This is a genomic window from Streptomyces sp. CT34, assembly GCF_000805335.1.
Classification (GTDB): domain Bacteria; phylum Actinomycetota; class Actinomycetes; order Streptomycetales; family Streptomycetaceae; genus Streptomyces.
Genome location: NZ_KN708638.1, coordinates 5,946,789 through 5,962,780, shown reverse-complemented (window position 1 = coordinate 5,962,780; position 15,992 = coordinate 5,946,789). Strand labels below are relative to the sequence as shown.

The window sequence follows — 15,992 nt, the reverse complement described above, 5'->3', positions numbered from 1 at the left end:
CTCCCCCCCCCCCGCCGCATCCGGTAGCGCAGGGTGTGGCGGTGCACGCCCAGGTCGGCGGCGGCGGCGTCCCACTGGCCGTGCCGGGCGAGCCAGGCGCGCAGCGACGCCACCAGGTCGCCGCGGCCGGTCGCGTCGTGGTCGCGCAGCGCGCGCAGCAGCCCGTCGGCGAAGGCCCGCACCGCGTCGTCGGCGAGCAGCGGGAGGACCGAGCCGGCCGCCACGTCCTCGTGCTCCACCAGGGTCCGGCCGCGGCGGCGGGCGACCGAGAGCGCCTGCTCGGCCTGGCGGTAGGCGGTCGCGGCGGCCATCGGGCCGGTGGGCGCGGAGAGTCCGACGGCCAGCCCCTCGGTGTCCCGGCCCGCCGCCTCGCGCGCCGGCCGGCCGGGGGGCCGCGGCTGCGCCCCGAGGCGGGCCTCGGCCGCGGCGGCGAACTCGGCGCAGGCGTCCGCCGCCGCGCCGCCGTCCGCGACCAGCGCGGTCAGCCGGCCGGTGCCCGGTACGGCGAGGACCGCCTCGCCGGTCCGCGCGGCGGCGGAGTCCAGCGCGTCGGCGAGCGCGTCCAGGACGGAGGGGGCGCCGGCGCTCCGGGGCGATGGGGGTCCGCCCTGCGCATGGGGATCCCCCCGCTCGAACGAAGCTGAGGGTGGGGGAGGAGTTGAGAGCTTGGGGGTCGGCGGCTGATCGCCCGTCGGCACCGGCTCGGCGACCAGGACCCGGAACGGGGCGTCCAGCAGCCCTCCGTAGAGCCGCCCGGCCACCGCCCGCGCATGGTCCGGCTCGCCGGCCAGCAGCATCTTCAACACGGCGGCGCCCAGCCGCTGCTCGGCGTCCTGGAGGGCCCGGGACCGCTCCGTGGTCAGGGTCAGCAGCGCCACGGCGGAGTGCACGGCGTACCGCTCGGCGGTGCCCAGCGGCGCCGCCGTGCCGACCGCGAGGACGCCGCGCGCCCGCCGCCCGGTGCCCAGCGACTGGAGCTCCACCCGGTCGTCGCCGTCGGTGTCGCTGACGACCGCGCTGGCCGGCGCCGGGCGCGCCCGCAGCCGCGCCACGTCCGGCGCGAGCCGGGCCGCCCGCCGGGCCGCCCAGTCGGGAGCCGCGGCCACCACCGCGCCCGACGCGTCGTACAGCGCCGCCCAGCCGTCCAGGTGCGCCGCCAGCCGGGCCAGCAGCTCGGCCGGCCCGTCGGCGCCGAGCGCCGCCCGGGTCAGCTCCCGCTGCGCCTCGAACCCGGCGGTCACCGCGCGGTACTGGTCCGCGGCCACGGCCGCCGAGACCGCCTTGCTGATCGCGATGAACGGCGTGCGGCGGGGCACGGCCAGCAGCGGCAGATGCTGCTGCCGGGCCGCGTCCACCAGCGCCTGCGGCACCCCCTCGTAGTTCACCCCGACCGCGAACCCCAGCCCGACCACCCCCGCCTCGGCGACCCGCCGCACGTACCGGCCCGCGGTGTCCGGGTCCGCCGCGTCCAGCTTGAGCGCGGTGATCAGCAGCAGCTCGCCGCCCTCCATGTACGGCACCGGGTCGATCAACTCGCTGGCGTGTGCCCAGCGGACCGGGACGTCGAGCCGGTCCTCCCCCGCGAGCACGGTCAGCTTGAGCGCGGTGTGGTTGACCAGTGAGGCGAGGGTGTGCGGCATGGGACCTTCGGTGGCTGCGGTGGGCGGCGGGAGCGGTCGGCACCCCAGGATTGGCACGGATTCGTTTGCGCCGCCCCGTATGAACGGCTGGTGCCGATTCTGCCTCAACGGAGGGTTTGCGGGACAGCTCCCGGAACCGGTCACCGTGCACCGTCCGGCCCGGCCGCCCCCGGCGCACCACCCCCGACCCGCGCCCTCAGGAGCGCAGGTCGACCAGGACGGGCGGGGCGTGCTCGCCCTCGACCGTGGTCACGGACAGCACCGCGTGCCCGGCGGGGACGGCGTTGGCGAGGTCGGAGGCGGACCAGCGTTCGCGCTCGACGGTGCGCACGGTGACGGCCTTGGAGGTGGCCGCCTTGCCGGTGACCAGATGGCGGAAGATGTGGAACGCCTTCATCCCCGCGCCGTGCGCGATGATTTGACGGTCCGTCACATCGCGGGTCTGCACCCATTCCTTGCCCCACACCTCGGCGAACGGCGCGCCGTCCCAGGGCGTCACACCGGCGAACGCCATCCGGCAGCCGACCGCGCCGAGCAGCGCGCTGCGCAGCCCCTCGGGGACGTCGTCCAGGGAGCGCAGGGTCAGCACCGCGCCGGCGTTGGCCGACCGCAGCCGCTGGAGGCCGCGCAGTGATTCGGCGGTGACGGTGTGCGCGGCCTCGTCGAGCACCAGGCAGGCGAACAGCGAGCGGTCGGCGCGGGCCACCGCGCACTCGGTGAACTGGGCCAGGACCAGCCGGGCGAGGATCCGGGACGCCTCGGCGTGGCCCCGTTCGGGGAGCTCGATACGGACCCGGAGCGGGTGGTCGAGGGAGCGCAGCGAGACCTGGCGGGTGGCGCCCGTCGGGTCGAAGAAGGGAGCGAACGCCGGGCGGTCGAGGAGGGCGATGCGGTCGGCGAGCAGCAGGCCGACGTCACCGGGGCGCTCCGACTGGCGGGCGCGGGCGTCCAGTTCGCGCAGCAGGGTGTGGTCGCCGGCCTCCTCCAGGGCGGTGCGCAGCGCGGACACCGCCTGCGGTGCGCCGTCCAGCAGTTCGCGCAGCTCGGGCACGGTCGGGAAGCGGTCGTGGACGGCCCGGAACGGGCCCAGCAGCTGGGCCAGGGCGGTCGCCGCGCGCCGGCTGTCGCCACCGGGCAGCTGCGCGGCGAGGTCGCCGACCAGCGCCTCGGCGAGGATCCCGGCCGCCTCGTCGGGGTCGGTGGTGCCGCCGTAGAGGTCGAGGTCGCAGTCCGGGTCCGGGCGGCCGATCGCGACGACCACGTCGAAGGCGTCGCGGGGCCCGAGGTCGGCCCCCGCCGGGCCGACGGCGACGACGGCGCACTGTCCGGCGAGCGCCTGGAGGCACATGGCCTCCACGACCGGCCGGACGACCCGGGTCGTCTTGCCGCTCCCCGCGGGCCCGACGGCCAGCAGGGAGGTGCCCAACACCCGCGGCTCCAGGGCCGAGCCGGTGCCCCGGTGCTGGTACGGGTTGCGCGGGTGGTCGGCGGCGGTGCCGATGCGGACCTGGTGGGCGAGCAGATCGTGCCGGGCGGTGCGGTGCGCCAGGTCGCGCTGCCCGGACGGGTGCGCACAGGCCGCGGCGCCGTGCCGCAGCACGGTGTCGGTGAAGGAGGAGAGGGAGTTGCGCCCGGAGCGCACCGAGCGCCAGGCGCGCTCGATCCGGGCCACGTCCACATCGTTCATCCGCCCGGCGCGCGCCTCCTCGGCGAGCCGGTCCGCGGCGTCTGGGGCGCCGTGGGCCCGCAGCTCGGGCCACTGGGCGCGGTCGGCGGCGGGCTGCGGCACGGCGGCGGGGGCGCGGTCGCGCAGCCGGCGCAGGGCCGGGCCGAGGACGCGGCGGGCCAACTCGGGCCAGCGGCCGAGGCGGCCGAAGACGACGGCCATGAGGGCCAGGAACAGGCCGTAATAGATGTAGCTGGCCCAGACATAGGCCATCGGTTCGGTCCCGTCGCGCCAGGAGTCGGGCGTCAGGAGCACCAGTGGCCAGAGCCAGTAGCTGCCGAGGTAGTTGTTCCACAGCAGCGACCACAGCAGCCAGCCGCACAGGAACGAGATCACCGCGCCGCTGATCAGCTGCCGCAGAGGGACCCGCTCGGGCTCCTCCTTGGCGCGGGGGTGGTGGCCGTAGGTCCAGATGCCGGGCGCGGCGGCCGGGCGCGGGGTGCGCAGCCACCCGACGAGCGGCGGCTCGGCCCCGGCCGGCCGGCCGGCGGGCGGGACGGCGGGGGCGGGGACAGCCGGCGGGGGCGGCGCGGCGGGCGGCGGTGGGACGGGCGGTGCCGCCTGCCGCGGGATCCGGTCGGAGCGGGTGTTGCGCGCGTCCTGGGTGCCGTCGGTGTCCATCCGGTGCCCTTGTCCCCCCTCGAACGTGACCTGCTGCCACCGTTCAATCTACTGGCCGCGCGCCGTGGCCATGTCCGGTGCGGATCGTGGCTATGTCCGGTGCGGACAACGCAACACGCGCACTTCTCCCGAACGGAACATGCCCGACCCGCTCGACCGCCCCTAACCTGCGAGAACAAGACCTCTGTACGTCCGTGTTCCACCCCCAGGAGACCGCCATGACCGAACTGTCCGGAGGCCCCGCCCTCCCCCAGGAGCGTCGCGTCGTCACCGCGATTCCCGGCCCCAAGTCCCAGGAACTGTGGGCCCGTAAGCAGGCCACCGTGGCGGCCGGCGTCGGCGCCGTGCTGCCCGTGTTCGTCAGGCGCGCGGGCGGCGGCGTCCTGGAGGACGTGGACGGCAACTCCCTGATCGACTTCGGCTCCGGCATCGCGGTGACCTCGGTCGGCAACAGCGCGGAGGCGGTGGTCCGCCGGGCCGCGGCCCAGCTCGCCGACTTCACCCACACCTGTGCCATGGTCACGCCGTACGAGCCGTACGTCGAGGTCTGCGAGGCGCTGGCCGAACTGACGCCGGGCGACCACGCGAAGAAGTCGGCACTGTTCAACTCCGGTGCGGAGGCGGTGGAGAACGCCGTCAAGATCGCCCGTGCGTACACCAAGCGCCAGGCGGTCGTCGTCTTCGACCACGGCTACCACGGCCGGACGAACCTCACGATGGCGCTGACCGCGAAGAACATGCCGTACAAGCACGGCTTCGGTCCGTTCGCCCCCGAGATCTACCGCGTTCCGCTGGCCTACCCCTACCGCTGGCTGACCGGCCCGGAGAACTGCGCGCGGGAGGCCGCCGACCAGGCCATCACGCAGATCACCAAGCAGATCGGCGCGGAGAACGTCGCGGCGATCATCATCGAGCCGGTGCTCGGCGAGGGCGGATTCATCGAGCCGGCCAAGGGCTTCCTCCCGGCGATCGCGAACTTCGCGAAGGAGAACGGGATCGTCTTCGTCGCCGACGAGATCCAGTCCGGTTTCTGCCGTACCGGCCAGTGGTTCGCGTGCGAGGACGAGGGCATCGTCCCGGACCTCATCACCACGGCCAAGGGCATCGCGGGCGGTCTGCCGCTGGCGGCCGTCACCGGCCGCGCGGAGATCATGGACGCCGCGCACGCGGGCGGTCTGGGCGGCACCTACGGCGGCAACCCGGTGGCCTGCGCCGCCGCGCTCGGCTCCATCGAGACCATGCGCGAGCTGGACCTGAACGCCAGGGCCAGGCGCATCGGTGAGGTCATGAAGCCCCGCCTCACCGCGATGCAGGAGAAGTACGACATCATCGGCGAGGTCCGCGGACGCGGCGCGATGATCGCGATCGAGCTGGTCAGGTCCGGCTCCAAGGAGCCCGACCCGGAGGTCACCGGCGCGCTCGCCAAGGCGTGCCACCAGCAGGGCCTGCTGGTGCTGACGACCGGCACGTTCGGCAACGTGCTGCGCTTCCTGCCGCCGCTGGTCATCGGCGAGGACCTGCTCAACGAGGGCCTGGACATCCTGGAGCAGGCGTTCGGCTCGCTCTGACCGGCGGCCGGGCTCCGTACGGCCCACCCGCAAATCCGTAGGGCCCACCCGCAAAACGGCATCCGGGCGCGGCCCGGGGCGCGGCCCACACCGTGTCCCGGGCCGCGCCCCGTTCGCGTCCGCCACCGGCGGCAAACGGAACCGGAGGTACCACCTGAAGTGCCGCGTGAAGAAGATGTGCGGGGGCAATGGCGGGCGGGTGATGCGGCTTACGGGGGCGCTCCCGGTGCCGTACGGTTTCTGCAGATGAGAGAAACACCCCGCCCGCAGGGGACTGCGGGTGATGCCCGGTCGGCGCTTCCCCGGCTTCGACCTGGCCGTGCCCTCGCGCACAACACCGGAGCTGCTCGCTCCGGGAATCCTCACCGATCGGATGTCCGCCCGCCCCAGACCCCCCGGGGCGCGCGGGACACCGGTCAGCGCGGCCGTTCCGGAACCACCCCCCCTGTTCCGGGACGGCCGCTTCTTCGCGATTTCCGGGTACCGCGCCCCGGCCGCCGCCCCGCGGTCGTCGCCCTGGTCAGCACGCTGCTCTTCGGGCTGATCAGTTGGCAGGTGGCGGCCCACGGCGCGGTGCGCGCCCTCGACGAACGGCTCGGCCGCGGCCTGGAGGCGAGCGCCGTCCCCGGGCCGCTCGCCCAGTTCCTCGCCGATCTCGGCAACACGGCCGTGGCGCTGCCGGTGCTGCTGGTGGTGGCGGGGTGGGCACTGTGGCGGCTGCGGCGCGCGGCGGGTGCGGACCCGGGACCGGCGCGGCCCTGGCTGCCGCCGCTCGCGGCGCTGGGCGGCCTGGCCGCGGTGCCCGCGCTGGTGGTCCCGTTCAAGGTGTGGCTCGACCGGCCGGGGCCGCCCCCGATGGCGGGCTCGCACGAGGGCTTCTACCCCTCGGGGCACGGGGCGACCGCGGCCGTCGCCTACGGGCTGGCGGCGCTGCTGCTGGCGCGGGCGCACCGCCGCGGGGCCGCGCACCCCGAGGACGGCCGGCCGGCGGACCGCGGGCGCGCCCGGATCGCGGCGGTCCCCGCCGCGGTACTGCTCGCGGCGGGGACCGGGCTGCTCAATGCGGGCGTCGGCCTGGGGCTGGTGCGGCAGGGGTACCACTGGCCGCTCGACGTGCTCGGCAGCTGGTGTCTGGCCGGTGTGCTGCTGCCCCTGTGGTGTGCGGTGTGCGACCGGTGGGGCGGACGGCCCGGGGCGGACCGCTAGGGCCATGCCGCCCCTGCCCCCGACCCATCGGGCGAACGTCGGGCCCGCGCGGCCGGACGCGGTCAACTGGCGGGCCGTCAGCCGCTGTTCGGGGCAGGCGGTCAGCCGTATGTCGCACCGGGCGTATGTCGCATCGGGCCGTCAGCCGTTGATCGGGTTGACGAAGGTGCCGGGGTGGGTGGCGGCCGACTGGTCGAGGATCGCGCCGCCGTAGGGCCACTTGAGCGTGACGGACTTCTTCTCGTTCGGCGGGGTGACGGTCACCACGGCAGGCTCGATCTTCTTGTCGTCCTTGGCGGTACTGGGCAGCAGCTCGATGGTGAACCGGGTGCGCGCGCCCGGCTTCAGCGTCACCGGGGCCGGCTTCCCGGCGGAGCGCCGCAGGTCCCAGGTGGTGCCGTCGGTGCTCTTGAGCTGGACGCCCGGGAAGCCGTCCAGGGTGCAGCTCGCCTTGCCGGTGTTCTTCAGCCACACCGCGGCGGTCTGCTGGGAGTCGCTCTTCATGTCGGGGATGCCGCCTCCCTCGGAGCCCCAGCCGGCCTGGAGTCCGCCGGTGGTGCACCGGCCGCCCGCGGAGCCGGCGCCCGCGTGCGAGCCGCGCCCGGTGTGCGCACGGTGCCCGGCCGCCGTGGTCCTGGCGTCCGTCGAACCGCCCGCGGTGCCGCCCGAGTTGCCGCCGTCGCCGGAGCCGCCGGAGTCCGCGGCGGGGGCCGAGGCGGAGCCGGCCGGGGAGCCGGCGGCGTCGGACTTGGTGCCGTTGCAGGCGGTCAGGCCGAGCGCGGCGACGGCGATCAGGCCCGCGGCGGCGGCCCTGCGTCCGTGACGGAGTGTGGTGTGCGACATGGTGTCCCCCTTGTGGTCGGCTGCGTCCGGTTGTCGTCCGCGGATACCACTCTGGTCGCCGCCGCTGATGATCCGCTAACGAGCGGCTAACGCCCCGCCGCCGCGTCCCCCGGGAGACAGGAGAGGGCAGCGGGGCGGGCGGCGCGCCGGCCGCCCGCCCCATGGGGCATCCGGGAAGGGGAAGCCGGGCTAGCTGTCGAAGCCCAGGCCCATCCTGTCCATGGCCTTCAGCCACAGGTTGCGCCGGCCGCCGTTCTCGTCGGCGCGGGTCATGGACCACTGGGTGAGGCCGATGCCCAGCGACCGCACCGGCTCCGGCGGGAAGGGCAGCGGCCTGGTCCGCACCATCTCCAGCTGCGTGCGCGCGGTGCGCTCCCCCTCCAGCAGGTCGAGCATCACCTCCGCGCCGAAGCGGGTGGCGCCGACGCCCAGTCCGGTGTAGCCCAGCGCGTAGGCCACCCGCCCGCCGTGGGCGGTGCCGAAGAAGGCCGAGAAGCGGGAGCAGGTGTCGATCGCGCCGCCCCAGGCGTGGCTGAAGCGGAGCCCTTCGAGCTGCGGGAAGCAGCGGAAGAAGTGGTGGGCGAGCTTGCGGTAGGTGGCCGGGTGGTGGTCGTACTCGGCCCGTACGCCGCCGCCGTAGCGGTAGACGATGTCGTAGCCGCCCCACAGGATGCGGTGGTCGGCGGTGATGCGGAAGTAGTGGAAGTGGTTGGCGCTGTCGCTGACGCCCTGCCGGTTCTTCCAACCGACGGCGGCGAGCTGTTCGGCACTGAGCGGCTCGGTCATCAGGGCGTGGTCGTAGACCGGCGCGATGTACGGGCGCACCCGCTTGACCAGCGACGGGAAGGCGTTGGTGGCCAGCGCCGCGTGCCGGGCGAAGACCCGGCCGTACGGGGTGCGGACGGCGACCTCCGCGCCGCGCGAGGAGAGACGGCCGCCCGGCGTGTGCTCGTAGATGCGGACGCCGAGGGAGAGGCAGGCGCGCTTGAGGCCCCAGGCGAGCCGGGCCGGGTGGAGCATCGCGACGCCGGTGCGGTCCCACAGGCCGGCGAGGAAGGTGGGCGAGTCGACCTCGGCGCGGACCGCCTCGCGGTCGAGGAACTGCCGCCCGGCCAGGCCGAGTTCCGCCGCCTCCTCGGCCATCTCGCGGAGCTCGGCGACCTGGTGCGGGGCGGTGGCGACGTCGATCTCGCCGGTGCGCTCGAAGTCGCAGTCGATGCCGTGGCGGGCGATGGCGTCCTCGATCCCGTCGAGGTTGCGGGCGCCCAGCTCCTCCAGCTCGGCGAGCTCGCCGGGCCAGCGGGACAGGCCGTTGCCCAGGCCGTGGGTGAGCGAGGCGGCGCAGAAGCCGCCGTTGCGCCCGGAGGCGGCCCAGCCGGCCTCCTGGCCCTCGATGAGCACGACATCGCGCCGCGGGTCGCGCTCCTTGGCGAGCAGCGCGGTCCACAGTCCGCTGTAGCCGCCGCCGACGACCAGCAGATCGCAGCGCTCGTCGCCGACGAGGGCGGGCAGGGCGTCGGGGCGGGCCGGGTCGGCCAGCCAGAACGGCTCGGGGGCGGCGTCGGCCAGCGCATGGACGGGGGACGCGGACGGATACGGCACGTCAGCTCGTGCCATGGTTCTCAGCTCCTCTTGCGGCGTTTCTTGCCGGCCGTCCGGCCGACGAAGACGCACAGCACGGCGACCAGGAACATCGCCGTACCGATGACATTGATCTGAACGGGCGTGCCCCGCTGCGCCGATCCCCAGACGAACATGGGGAAGGTCACGGTGGAGCCGGCATTGAAGTTCGTGATGATGAAGTCGTCGAAGGACAGCGCGAAGGAGAGCAGCGCGCCGGCCGCGATGCCGGGCGCCGCGATCGGCAGCGTGACCCGCAGGAACGTCTGCGCCGGTGTGGCGTAGAGGTCCTGGGCGGCCTGTTCCAGCCGGGGGTCCATGCTCATCACCCGGGCCTTGACGGCGGTGACGACGAAGCTCAGGCAGAACATGATGTGCGCGATGAGGATCGTCCAGAAGCCGAACCGGATGCCCATGTTGAGGAACAGGGTGGCCAGGGAGGCGGCCATGACGACCTCGGGCATGGCCATCGGCAGGAAGATCAGGGTGCTCACTCCTCCGCGGGCGCGGAAGCGGTAGCGGGCCAGCGCGAACGCGATCATGGTGCCGAGGACGGTCGCCCCGACCGTGGCCCAGACGGCGATCTCCAGGCTGAGCCCGAGCGAGCCGCACATGTCCGCGACGCCGCACGGGTCGGTCCAGGCGTCCGTGGAGAACCGCGTCCACTGGTAGTTGAAGCGGCCGTTGGGCTTGTTGAAGGAGAAGACCATCACGACGAGGTTGGGCAGGATCAGATAGCCCAGCGTGCCCAGGCCCGCGATCGTGACGATGTTGCGGCGCAGCCGGCGGCCGGCCCGGTTCGGGCGGCGGGCCGCGGTGGCCGATGTGGTCTCGTGGCCGGCCATCAGACCAGGTCCTCCGTCCCCGACTTGCGGATGTAGAGCGTGACCATGGCGAGGATGGCCGCCATGAGGATGAAGGAGAGCGCGGCGGCGGTCGGGTAGTCCAGGACGCGCAGGAACTGCGACTGGATGACGTTGCCGATCATTTTCTGGTCGGTGGAGCCCAGCAGTTCGGCGTTGATGTAGTCACCGGCGGCCGGGATGAAGGTCAGCAGGGTGCCGGCGACGACGCCGGGCATGGACAGCGGGAAGGTGACCCGGCGGAAGGTGGTCGCCGGGCGGGCGTAGAGGTCGCCGGCGGCCTCGTGCAGCCGCGGGTCGATGCGCTCCAGCGAGGTGTAGAGCGGCAGGACCATGAACGGCAGGAAGTTGTAGGTCAGTCCGCAGACCACCGCGAGCGGGGTGGCCAGCACCCGGTGCCCTTCGGTGATGCCCAGGGCACTGGTGACGTCCAGTATGTGGAAGTGGTTCAGGGCCCCGACGACCGGTCCGCCGTCGGCCAGGATCGTCTTCCAGGCCAGGGTGCGGATCAGGAAGCTGGTGAAGAACGGGGCGATCACCAGGATCATCACCACGTTCCGCCAGCGCCCGGCCTTGAAGGCGATCAGATACGCCAGCGGGTAGCCGAGCACCAGGCAGAGCACGGTGGCGACGGCGGCGTACGCCACCGAGCGGACGAACTGCGGCCAGTATTCGGCGAGTGCGTCCCAGTAGGTGGCGAAGTGCCAGGTGACCTTGAATCCCTCTTCGAGGGATCCGGTCTGGAGGGAGGTCGACGCCTGGTAGACCAGCGGCGCGGCGAAGAAGACGACCAGCCACAGGATGCCGGGCAGCAGCAGCCAGTAGGGGACCAGCCGCTTGCGGACCGGGGTCCGGCGGACCTCCGCGGCGCCGGCGGCCGGGCGCTCCGGTGGCGCGGGGGCTTCGGTGGTCGTCATGCGGCCTCCTCGTCGAGGTCCGCACCGGCCTGCCTGTCCTGCTCCGCGTCCAGCGCGAAGGTGTGCGCCGGGTTCCAGTGCAGCACGGTCTCGGCGCCGGGCACCAGCCGGCCGTCGCGCTCGATGTTCTGCTCGTAGACGGCGAGTTCGCCCAGGCCCGGCACGTCGACGACGTAGTGGGTGGAGACGCCGATGAAGCCGGCGTCCTTGATGCGGCCGGACAGCCGGTTGCGGCCCTCGGCGATCGTCCCGGCGTCGTCGGCGTGCGCCAGGGCCACCTTCTCCGGCCGGACCCCGGCCAGCACCTGCCCGCCGCTGCGGGCCGGGGCGCTGCATCGCCGGGCGGGCAGCCGGAGCTCGGCGTCGCCGGCCTTGAGGAGCAGTTCCGCGCCGCCCGCCTCGACGACCCCGGCCCGGATGAGGTTGGAGGTGCCCAGGAAGTTGGCGACGAAGGTGGTGGCGGGATTCTCGTACAACTCGGCGGGGGCGCCGAGCTGTTCGACCCGGCCGCCGTTCATCACGGCCACGGTGTCGGCCATCGTCATGGCCTCCTCCTGGTCGTGGGTGACATGGACGAAGGTGATGCCGACCTCGGTCTGGATGCGCTTGAGCTCCAGCTGCATCTGGCGGCGCAGCTTGAGGTCGAGGGCGCCGAGCGGCTCGTCCAGCAACAGCACCTCGGGGTGGTTGATCAGTGCCCGGGCGACCGCGACCCGCTGCTGCTGGCCGCCGGAGAGCTGCTGCGGCCTGCGGCGCGCCAGCGGGCCGAGCTGGACCAGGTCGAGCATCTCCTCGACCTGCTTCTTCACGGACTTGATGCCGCGGCGGCGCAGTCCGAAGGCGACGTTCTCGTAGATGTCCAGGTGCGGGAAGAGCGCGTAGTTCTGGAAGACGGTGTTGACCTGGCGCTTGTAGGGCGGCAGGTCGGTGACGTCCCGGCCGGAGAGTTCGACGGTCCCGGTGGTGGGCTCCTCCAACCCGGCGATCATGCGCAGGGTGGTGGTCTTGCCGCAGCCCGAGGCGCCCAGGAGTGCGAAGAAGGACCCGGCGGGGATGGTGAGGTCGAGCGGGTGGACGGCGGTGAAGGAGCCGTAGGTCTTGCTGATCCCGCGGAGGCGGACGTCGCCGCCACTGCTCTGGAGGGTCTCGGTGTGGGTCATGGGTCGTCCCGTGGGTCGGAGGGCGAAACGGCTCGGGCCGGGCCCGGGCTTGCGGCTCAGGCGCCGGTGAGGTCGGAGAACTTCTGGTTGAACACCCGGCTCTCCTGGGGGGTCAGCGGGCGGAAGGAGTGCGATCGGGCGACCATCTCCGGGTCCGGCAGGATCAGCGGGTTCTCCGCCAGCTTCCGGTCGATCCTGGCAAGTTCGCCGCGTACGCCGTCGACCGGGCAGGCGTAGTTGACGAACGCCGCGAGCCGGGCCGCCACCGCCGGCTCGTAGAAGTAGTCGATGAGCCGTTCGGCGTTCTCCTTGTGACGCGCCTTGCCGGGCACCATGAGGTTGTCGGTGGAGGTCATGTAGCCGGCCTTGGGGACGGCGTAGCCGATGGCGGGGTTGTCGCTCTGGAGCTGGACGACATCGCCGGCCCAGGCCACGCACGCGGCGAGGTCGCCCTTGTCCAGGTCGGTGGTGTAGTCGTTGCCGGTGAAGCGGCGGATCTGCTTGCGGTCGACGCCCTTCCGGAGCCGGGCCAGGGCCGCGTCGAAGTCGTCGGCGGTGGCGTCCTCGGGCCGCTTGCCCATGTCCAGCAGGGTCAGCCCGACGGTGTCGCGCATCTCGGAGAGGAAGCCGACCCGGCCCCTCAGCCGCGGGTCCTCCAGCAGCTGACCGACCGAGTCGACGGTGCGTCCGCCGGTGGCCTTCTTGTTGTACGCGATGATCGCGGGGATGCCCTGCCAGACGTAGGAGTGCCGGCGGCCCGGGTCCCAGGCCGGATTGCGGTACTGGGCCGCCAGGTTGGCAACGGCGTGCGGCAGCCGCGACCGGTCGAGCGGCTGGATCCAGCCCAGGGAGATCATCCGGGCGCACATCCAGTCGGTGAGCACGATCAGGTCGCGGCCGGTGTCCTGCCCGTTGGCGAGCTGCGCCTGGATCTTGCCGAAGAACTCGTCGTTGTCGTTGATGTCCTCGGTGTAGTCGACGGTGATCCCGGTCCGCCGCCGGAACGCGTCCAGCGTCGGACGGTGCTTCCCGTCGTCGCCGACGTCCATGTACTGCGCCCAGCTGGAGAAGTGGAGCCGCCGCTCCGCCGCGGAGTGGTCCACGGTCAGCGCCGCGTCGGTACGGCCCGCGGGGGCGATCCCGCAGGCCGACAGGGCGGCGGCACCGCCCGCCACGGCCGCCAGGGCGCCGCTCGCGCGCAGCAGCGTGCGGCGGGTCATGGCGAGCCGGCCGCCGGCCAGGCTGCGGCGCACGGCGGTCAGCTCGGCCGCGGACAGCGGGGCGGGCGGGGTCGTCGGCGCGGGCCGCTCGTGGTGGTCCATGCGCGGTGCCCTTTCAGGGGTTGTGCCCGGCGCTCGGCCGGTGGTGACGGTGCCGCGCGGCGCCGGCCGCGGGCGGTGCGGGCGCACCGGGAGGGCGCCCGGGGGTGAGGCGGCTACCCGCGGTCCCCGAAGACCGTGCGGTGCCAGTCCTTCCTGGCCACCGCGGTGTTGTCGTACATGACGTGCTTGACCTGCGTGTACTCCTCGAAGGAGTACGCCGACATGTCCTTGCCGAAGCCGGACGCCTTGGCGCCGCCGTGCGGCATCTCGCTGATGATCGGGATGTGGTCGTTGACCCAGACGCAGCCGGCGTTGATCTCGCGGGTGGCCCGGCCGGTGCGGTAGACGTCGCGGCTCCAGGCGGAGGCGGCGAGCCCGTAGGGGGTGTCGTTGGCGAGCGCGATGCCCTCGTCGTCGCCGTCGAAGGGCAGCACGGCCAGCACCGGCCCGAAGATCTCGGACTGCACGATCTCGCTGTCCTGGGCGGCCCCGGCGATCAGCGTCGGCCGGTAGTACGCCCCCTTGGTCAGCTCACTGCCACTGCCGAAGGCGGGCGCCCCGCCGCCGGTCACGACGGTGGCGTACCCCCGGGCGCGCTCGACGAAGCCGGCCACCCGGTCGCGCTGGGCGTGCGAGATCAGCGGCCCGAGGTCGGTGGAGGGGTCGAACGGGTCGCCCAGCCGTACGGTCGCCATCAGATCGGCTACCCCGCTCACGAACGCGTCGTACAGCGGGCGTTGGACATAGGCCCGGGTGGCGGCGGTGCAGTCCTGGCCCGTGTTGATCAGCGCCCCGGCGACCGCGCCGTGGACCGCGGCTTCCAGGTCCGCGTCGTCGAAGACGACGAACGGGGCCTTGCCGCCCAGCTCCAGGTGGATCCGCTTGACAGTGCCGGTGGCGATCTCGGCGACCCGCCTGCCGACCCCGGTCGAGCCGGTGAAGGAGGTCATGGCGACGCCGGCGTGGCCGACCAGGTGCTCACCGGCGTCCCGGCCGGCCCCGGAGACGATGTTGAGCACCCCGTCCGGGAGCCCCGCGCGCTGTGCGGCCTGGGCGAACAGCAGCGAGGTCAGCGGGGTGATCTCGGCGGGCTTGAGGACGATGGTGTTGCCCGCCGCGATGGCCGGCAGCACCTTCCAGGCGGCCATCTGGAGAGGGTAGTTCCAGGGCGCGATGGAGCCGACGGTGCCGATGGGCTCCCGGCGGATCACCGAGGTGTGGTCGCCGCTGTACTCCCCGGCCGCCTTGCCTTCCAGGTGCCGGGCGGCGCCGGCGAAGAACGCGGCGTTGTCGATCGAACCCGGGACGTCGAACTCCCTGCTGAGCTTGATCGGCTTTCCGCAGTTCAGCGATTCGGCGAAGGCGAGGTCCTCGGCGTCCTCGGCGAGCGCCGCGGCGAAGCGGTGCAGGGTGTCGGACCGCTCACCGGGCGTGGCCCGCGACCATCCGGGAAACGCCTCCCGGGCAGCCGCCACGGCGGCGTCCACATCGCCCGTGCCGGCGAGTTCGTAGCGCAGGACGGTCTCCCCGGTGGCCGGGTCCACGACGTCCTGCGTCCGGCCGGACGTGCCGGGGCGGAGACCGCCGGCGATGAATTGCGCGCCCTCGGCGAATCGTTCGGTCACATCGAATCGCTGGTCCATGGTGCTCTCCTCCGCCGGGCGCCGGGGCCGCACGGCGGCACTGTCAGGCGTGGCTAAATCCGGAATCGATGGCCGATCTTGACAGAGCAGAACGCGACCAACAAGTGATTCCGTTGTTGCCTTTTGGTTACGCGACGAATTCTGCGAATTCGGTGGTCCGGGCCCCCGACACGTTGTCAGTGCCCGCTGACAGAATCCCGGCATGATGCACGACACCACGGGGATCATGGACGGGCGCACCGCGGACGGACCGCGTTCGGTCGAGGAAGTCAGCGCGCTGACCGCCGCCGGCAAGCGCGTCAAGTTCGTCCACTTCTGGGGTCATCGCCCACTGCGCGACGGCCGTATCGGCGCGAGCTGCTTCAGCCAGTGGTGGCCCTCCCCCTTCACCGTCGACGGGGTCCGCTACGCGACCGCCGAGCACTGGATGATGGCCGGCAAGGCCCGTCTGTTCGGTGACGCGGAGGCGGAGCGGCGCGCGACGGCCGCCCGCCATCCCAAGGAGGCCAAGGACGCCGGGCGGAGCGTCCGCGGCTTCGACGAGGAGCGCTGGCGCGGCCACCGCTTCGCCCTCGTCCTCGAAGGCAGCCTGCACAAATTCGGCCGGCACGCCGCTCTGCGGGAGTTCCTGCTGGCCACCGGCTCCCGGGTCCTGGTGGAGGCCAGCCCGCTGGACCGCGTCTGGGGCATCGGCCTGGCCGCCGACGACGAGCGCGCCGGCGACCCGGCCCGCTGGCGCGGGCAGAACCTCCTCGGCTTCGCGCTGATGGAGGCGCGCCAGAGGCTGGCGGAAGGCGCGTCCGCCGCCCCCATACGATGACCGGACCGCCCCATCCGCACCGCTCGTCACCCAGGAGGAACCG

General features: G+C 73.5%; 11 protein-coding genes and 1 pseudogene. 3 read left to right on the top strand and 9 right to left on the bottom strand.

Annotated features, from left to right (window positions below):
* Both RZ84_RS26125 and RZ84_RS26120 read right to left on the bottom strand, forming a co-directional pair.
* A pseudogene (locus tag RZ84_RS26125) lies at window positions 1–1,640 on the bottom strand (PucR family transcriptional regulator ligand-binding domain-containing protein); the annotation flags it as partial.
* A gap of 196 nt (window positions 1,641–1,836) precedes the next feature.
* Window positions 1,837–3,987, bottom strand: a complete 2,151-nt coding sequence (locus tag RZ84_RS26120) for a type IV secretory system conjugative DNA transfer family protein (protein ID WP_043266347.1) — start codon at window positions 3,985–3,987, stop codon at window positions 1,837–1,839.
* 218 nt (window positions 3,988–4,205) lie between these two features.
* Between RZ84_RS26120 and gabT the strand changes: the two genes are divergently transcribed.
* Both gabT and RZ84_RS26110 read left to right on the top strand, forming a co-directional pair.
* Window positions 4,206–5,555, top strand: a complete 1,350-nt coding sequence (gabT, locus tag RZ84_RS26115) for a 4-aminobutyrate--2-oxoglutarate transaminase (protein ID WP_043266346.1) — start codon at window positions 4,206–4,208, stop codon at window positions 5,553–5,555.
* 555 nt (window positions 5,556–6,110) lie between these two features.
* Window positions 6,111–6,761, top strand: a complete 651-nt coding sequence (locus RZ84_RS26110; protein WP_347232788.1) for a phosphatase PAP2 family protein — start codon at window positions 6,111–6,113, stop codon at window positions 6,759–6,761.
* A 141-nt stretch (window positions 6,762–6,902) separates the two neighbouring features.
* Here RZ84_RS26110 and RZ84_RS26105 read toward each other — a convergent pair whose 3' ends face one another.
* The 7 genes from RZ84_RS26105 to RZ84_RS26075 all read right to left on the bottom strand — a co-directional run bounded on the left by RZ84_RS26105 (window position 6,903) and on the right by RZ84_RS26075 (window position 15,129).
* Complete coding sequence (locus tag RZ84_RS26105) at window positions 6,903–7,604, bottom strand: DUF4232 domain-containing protein (RefSeq protein ID WP_043266345.1); 702 nt, start codon at window positions 7,602–7,604, stop codon at window positions 6,903–6,905.
* Between the two features lie 189 nt (window positions 7,605–7,793).
* A complete protein-coding gene (locus RZ84_RS26100) occupies window positions 7,794–9,221 on the bottom strand; it encodes an NAD(P)/FAD-dependent oxidoreductase (RefSeq protein WP_052230161.1) in 1,428 nt (475 codons plus the stop codon).
* Window positions 9,222–9,226: 5 nt separating this feature from the next.
* The gene (locus RZ84_RS26095) at window positions 9,227–10,069 is read right to left on the bottom strand and encodes an ABC transporter permease (protein WP_043266343.1); all 843 of its coding nucleotides are present in this window, start codon (window positions 10,067–10,069) and stop codon (window positions 9,227–9,229) included.
* Window positions 10,069–11,004 (bottom strand): ABC transporter permease, encoded by a 936-nt coding sequence (locus RZ84_RS26090; protein WP_043266342.1) that lies wholly within the window; start codon window positions 11,002–11,004, stop codon window positions 10,069–10,071. Before RZ84_RS26090 ends, RZ84_RS26095 begins: the two co-directional genes overlap by 1 nt.
* On the bottom strand, window positions 11,001–12,164 hold the full coding sequence (locus tag RZ84_RS26085) for an ABC transporter ATP-binding protein (protein WP_043266341.1): 1,164 nt from the start codon (window positions 12,162–12,164) through the stop codon (window positions 11,001–11,003). Before RZ84_RS26085 ends, RZ84_RS26090 begins: the two co-directional genes overlap by 4 nt.
* Before the next feature lie 56 nt (window positions 12,165–12,220).
* Window positions 12,221–13,486 (bottom strand): polyamine ABC transporter substrate-binding protein, encoded by a 1,266-nt coding sequence (locus RZ84_RS26080; RefSeq protein WP_043266340.1) that lies wholly within the window; start codon window positions 13,484–13,486, stop codon window positions 12,221–12,223.
* Between the two features lie 113 nt (window positions 13,487–13,599).
* On the bottom strand, window positions 13,600–15,129 hold the full coding sequence (locus RZ84_RS26075) for a gamma-aminobutyraldehyde dehydrogenase (protein WP_043266339.1): 1,530 nt from the start codon (window positions 15,127–15,129) through the stop codon (window positions 13,600–13,602).
* Window positions 15,130–15,331: 202 nt separating this feature from the next.
* Between RZ84_RS26075 and RZ84_RS26070 the strand changes: the two genes are divergently transcribed.
* Window positions 15,332–15,949, top strand: a complete 618-nt coding sequence (locus RZ84_RS26070; protein WP_043266338.1) for an NADAR family protein — start codon at window positions 15,332–15,334, stop codon at window positions 15,947–15,949.
* Window positions 15,950–15,992: the final 43 nt, after the last annotated feature.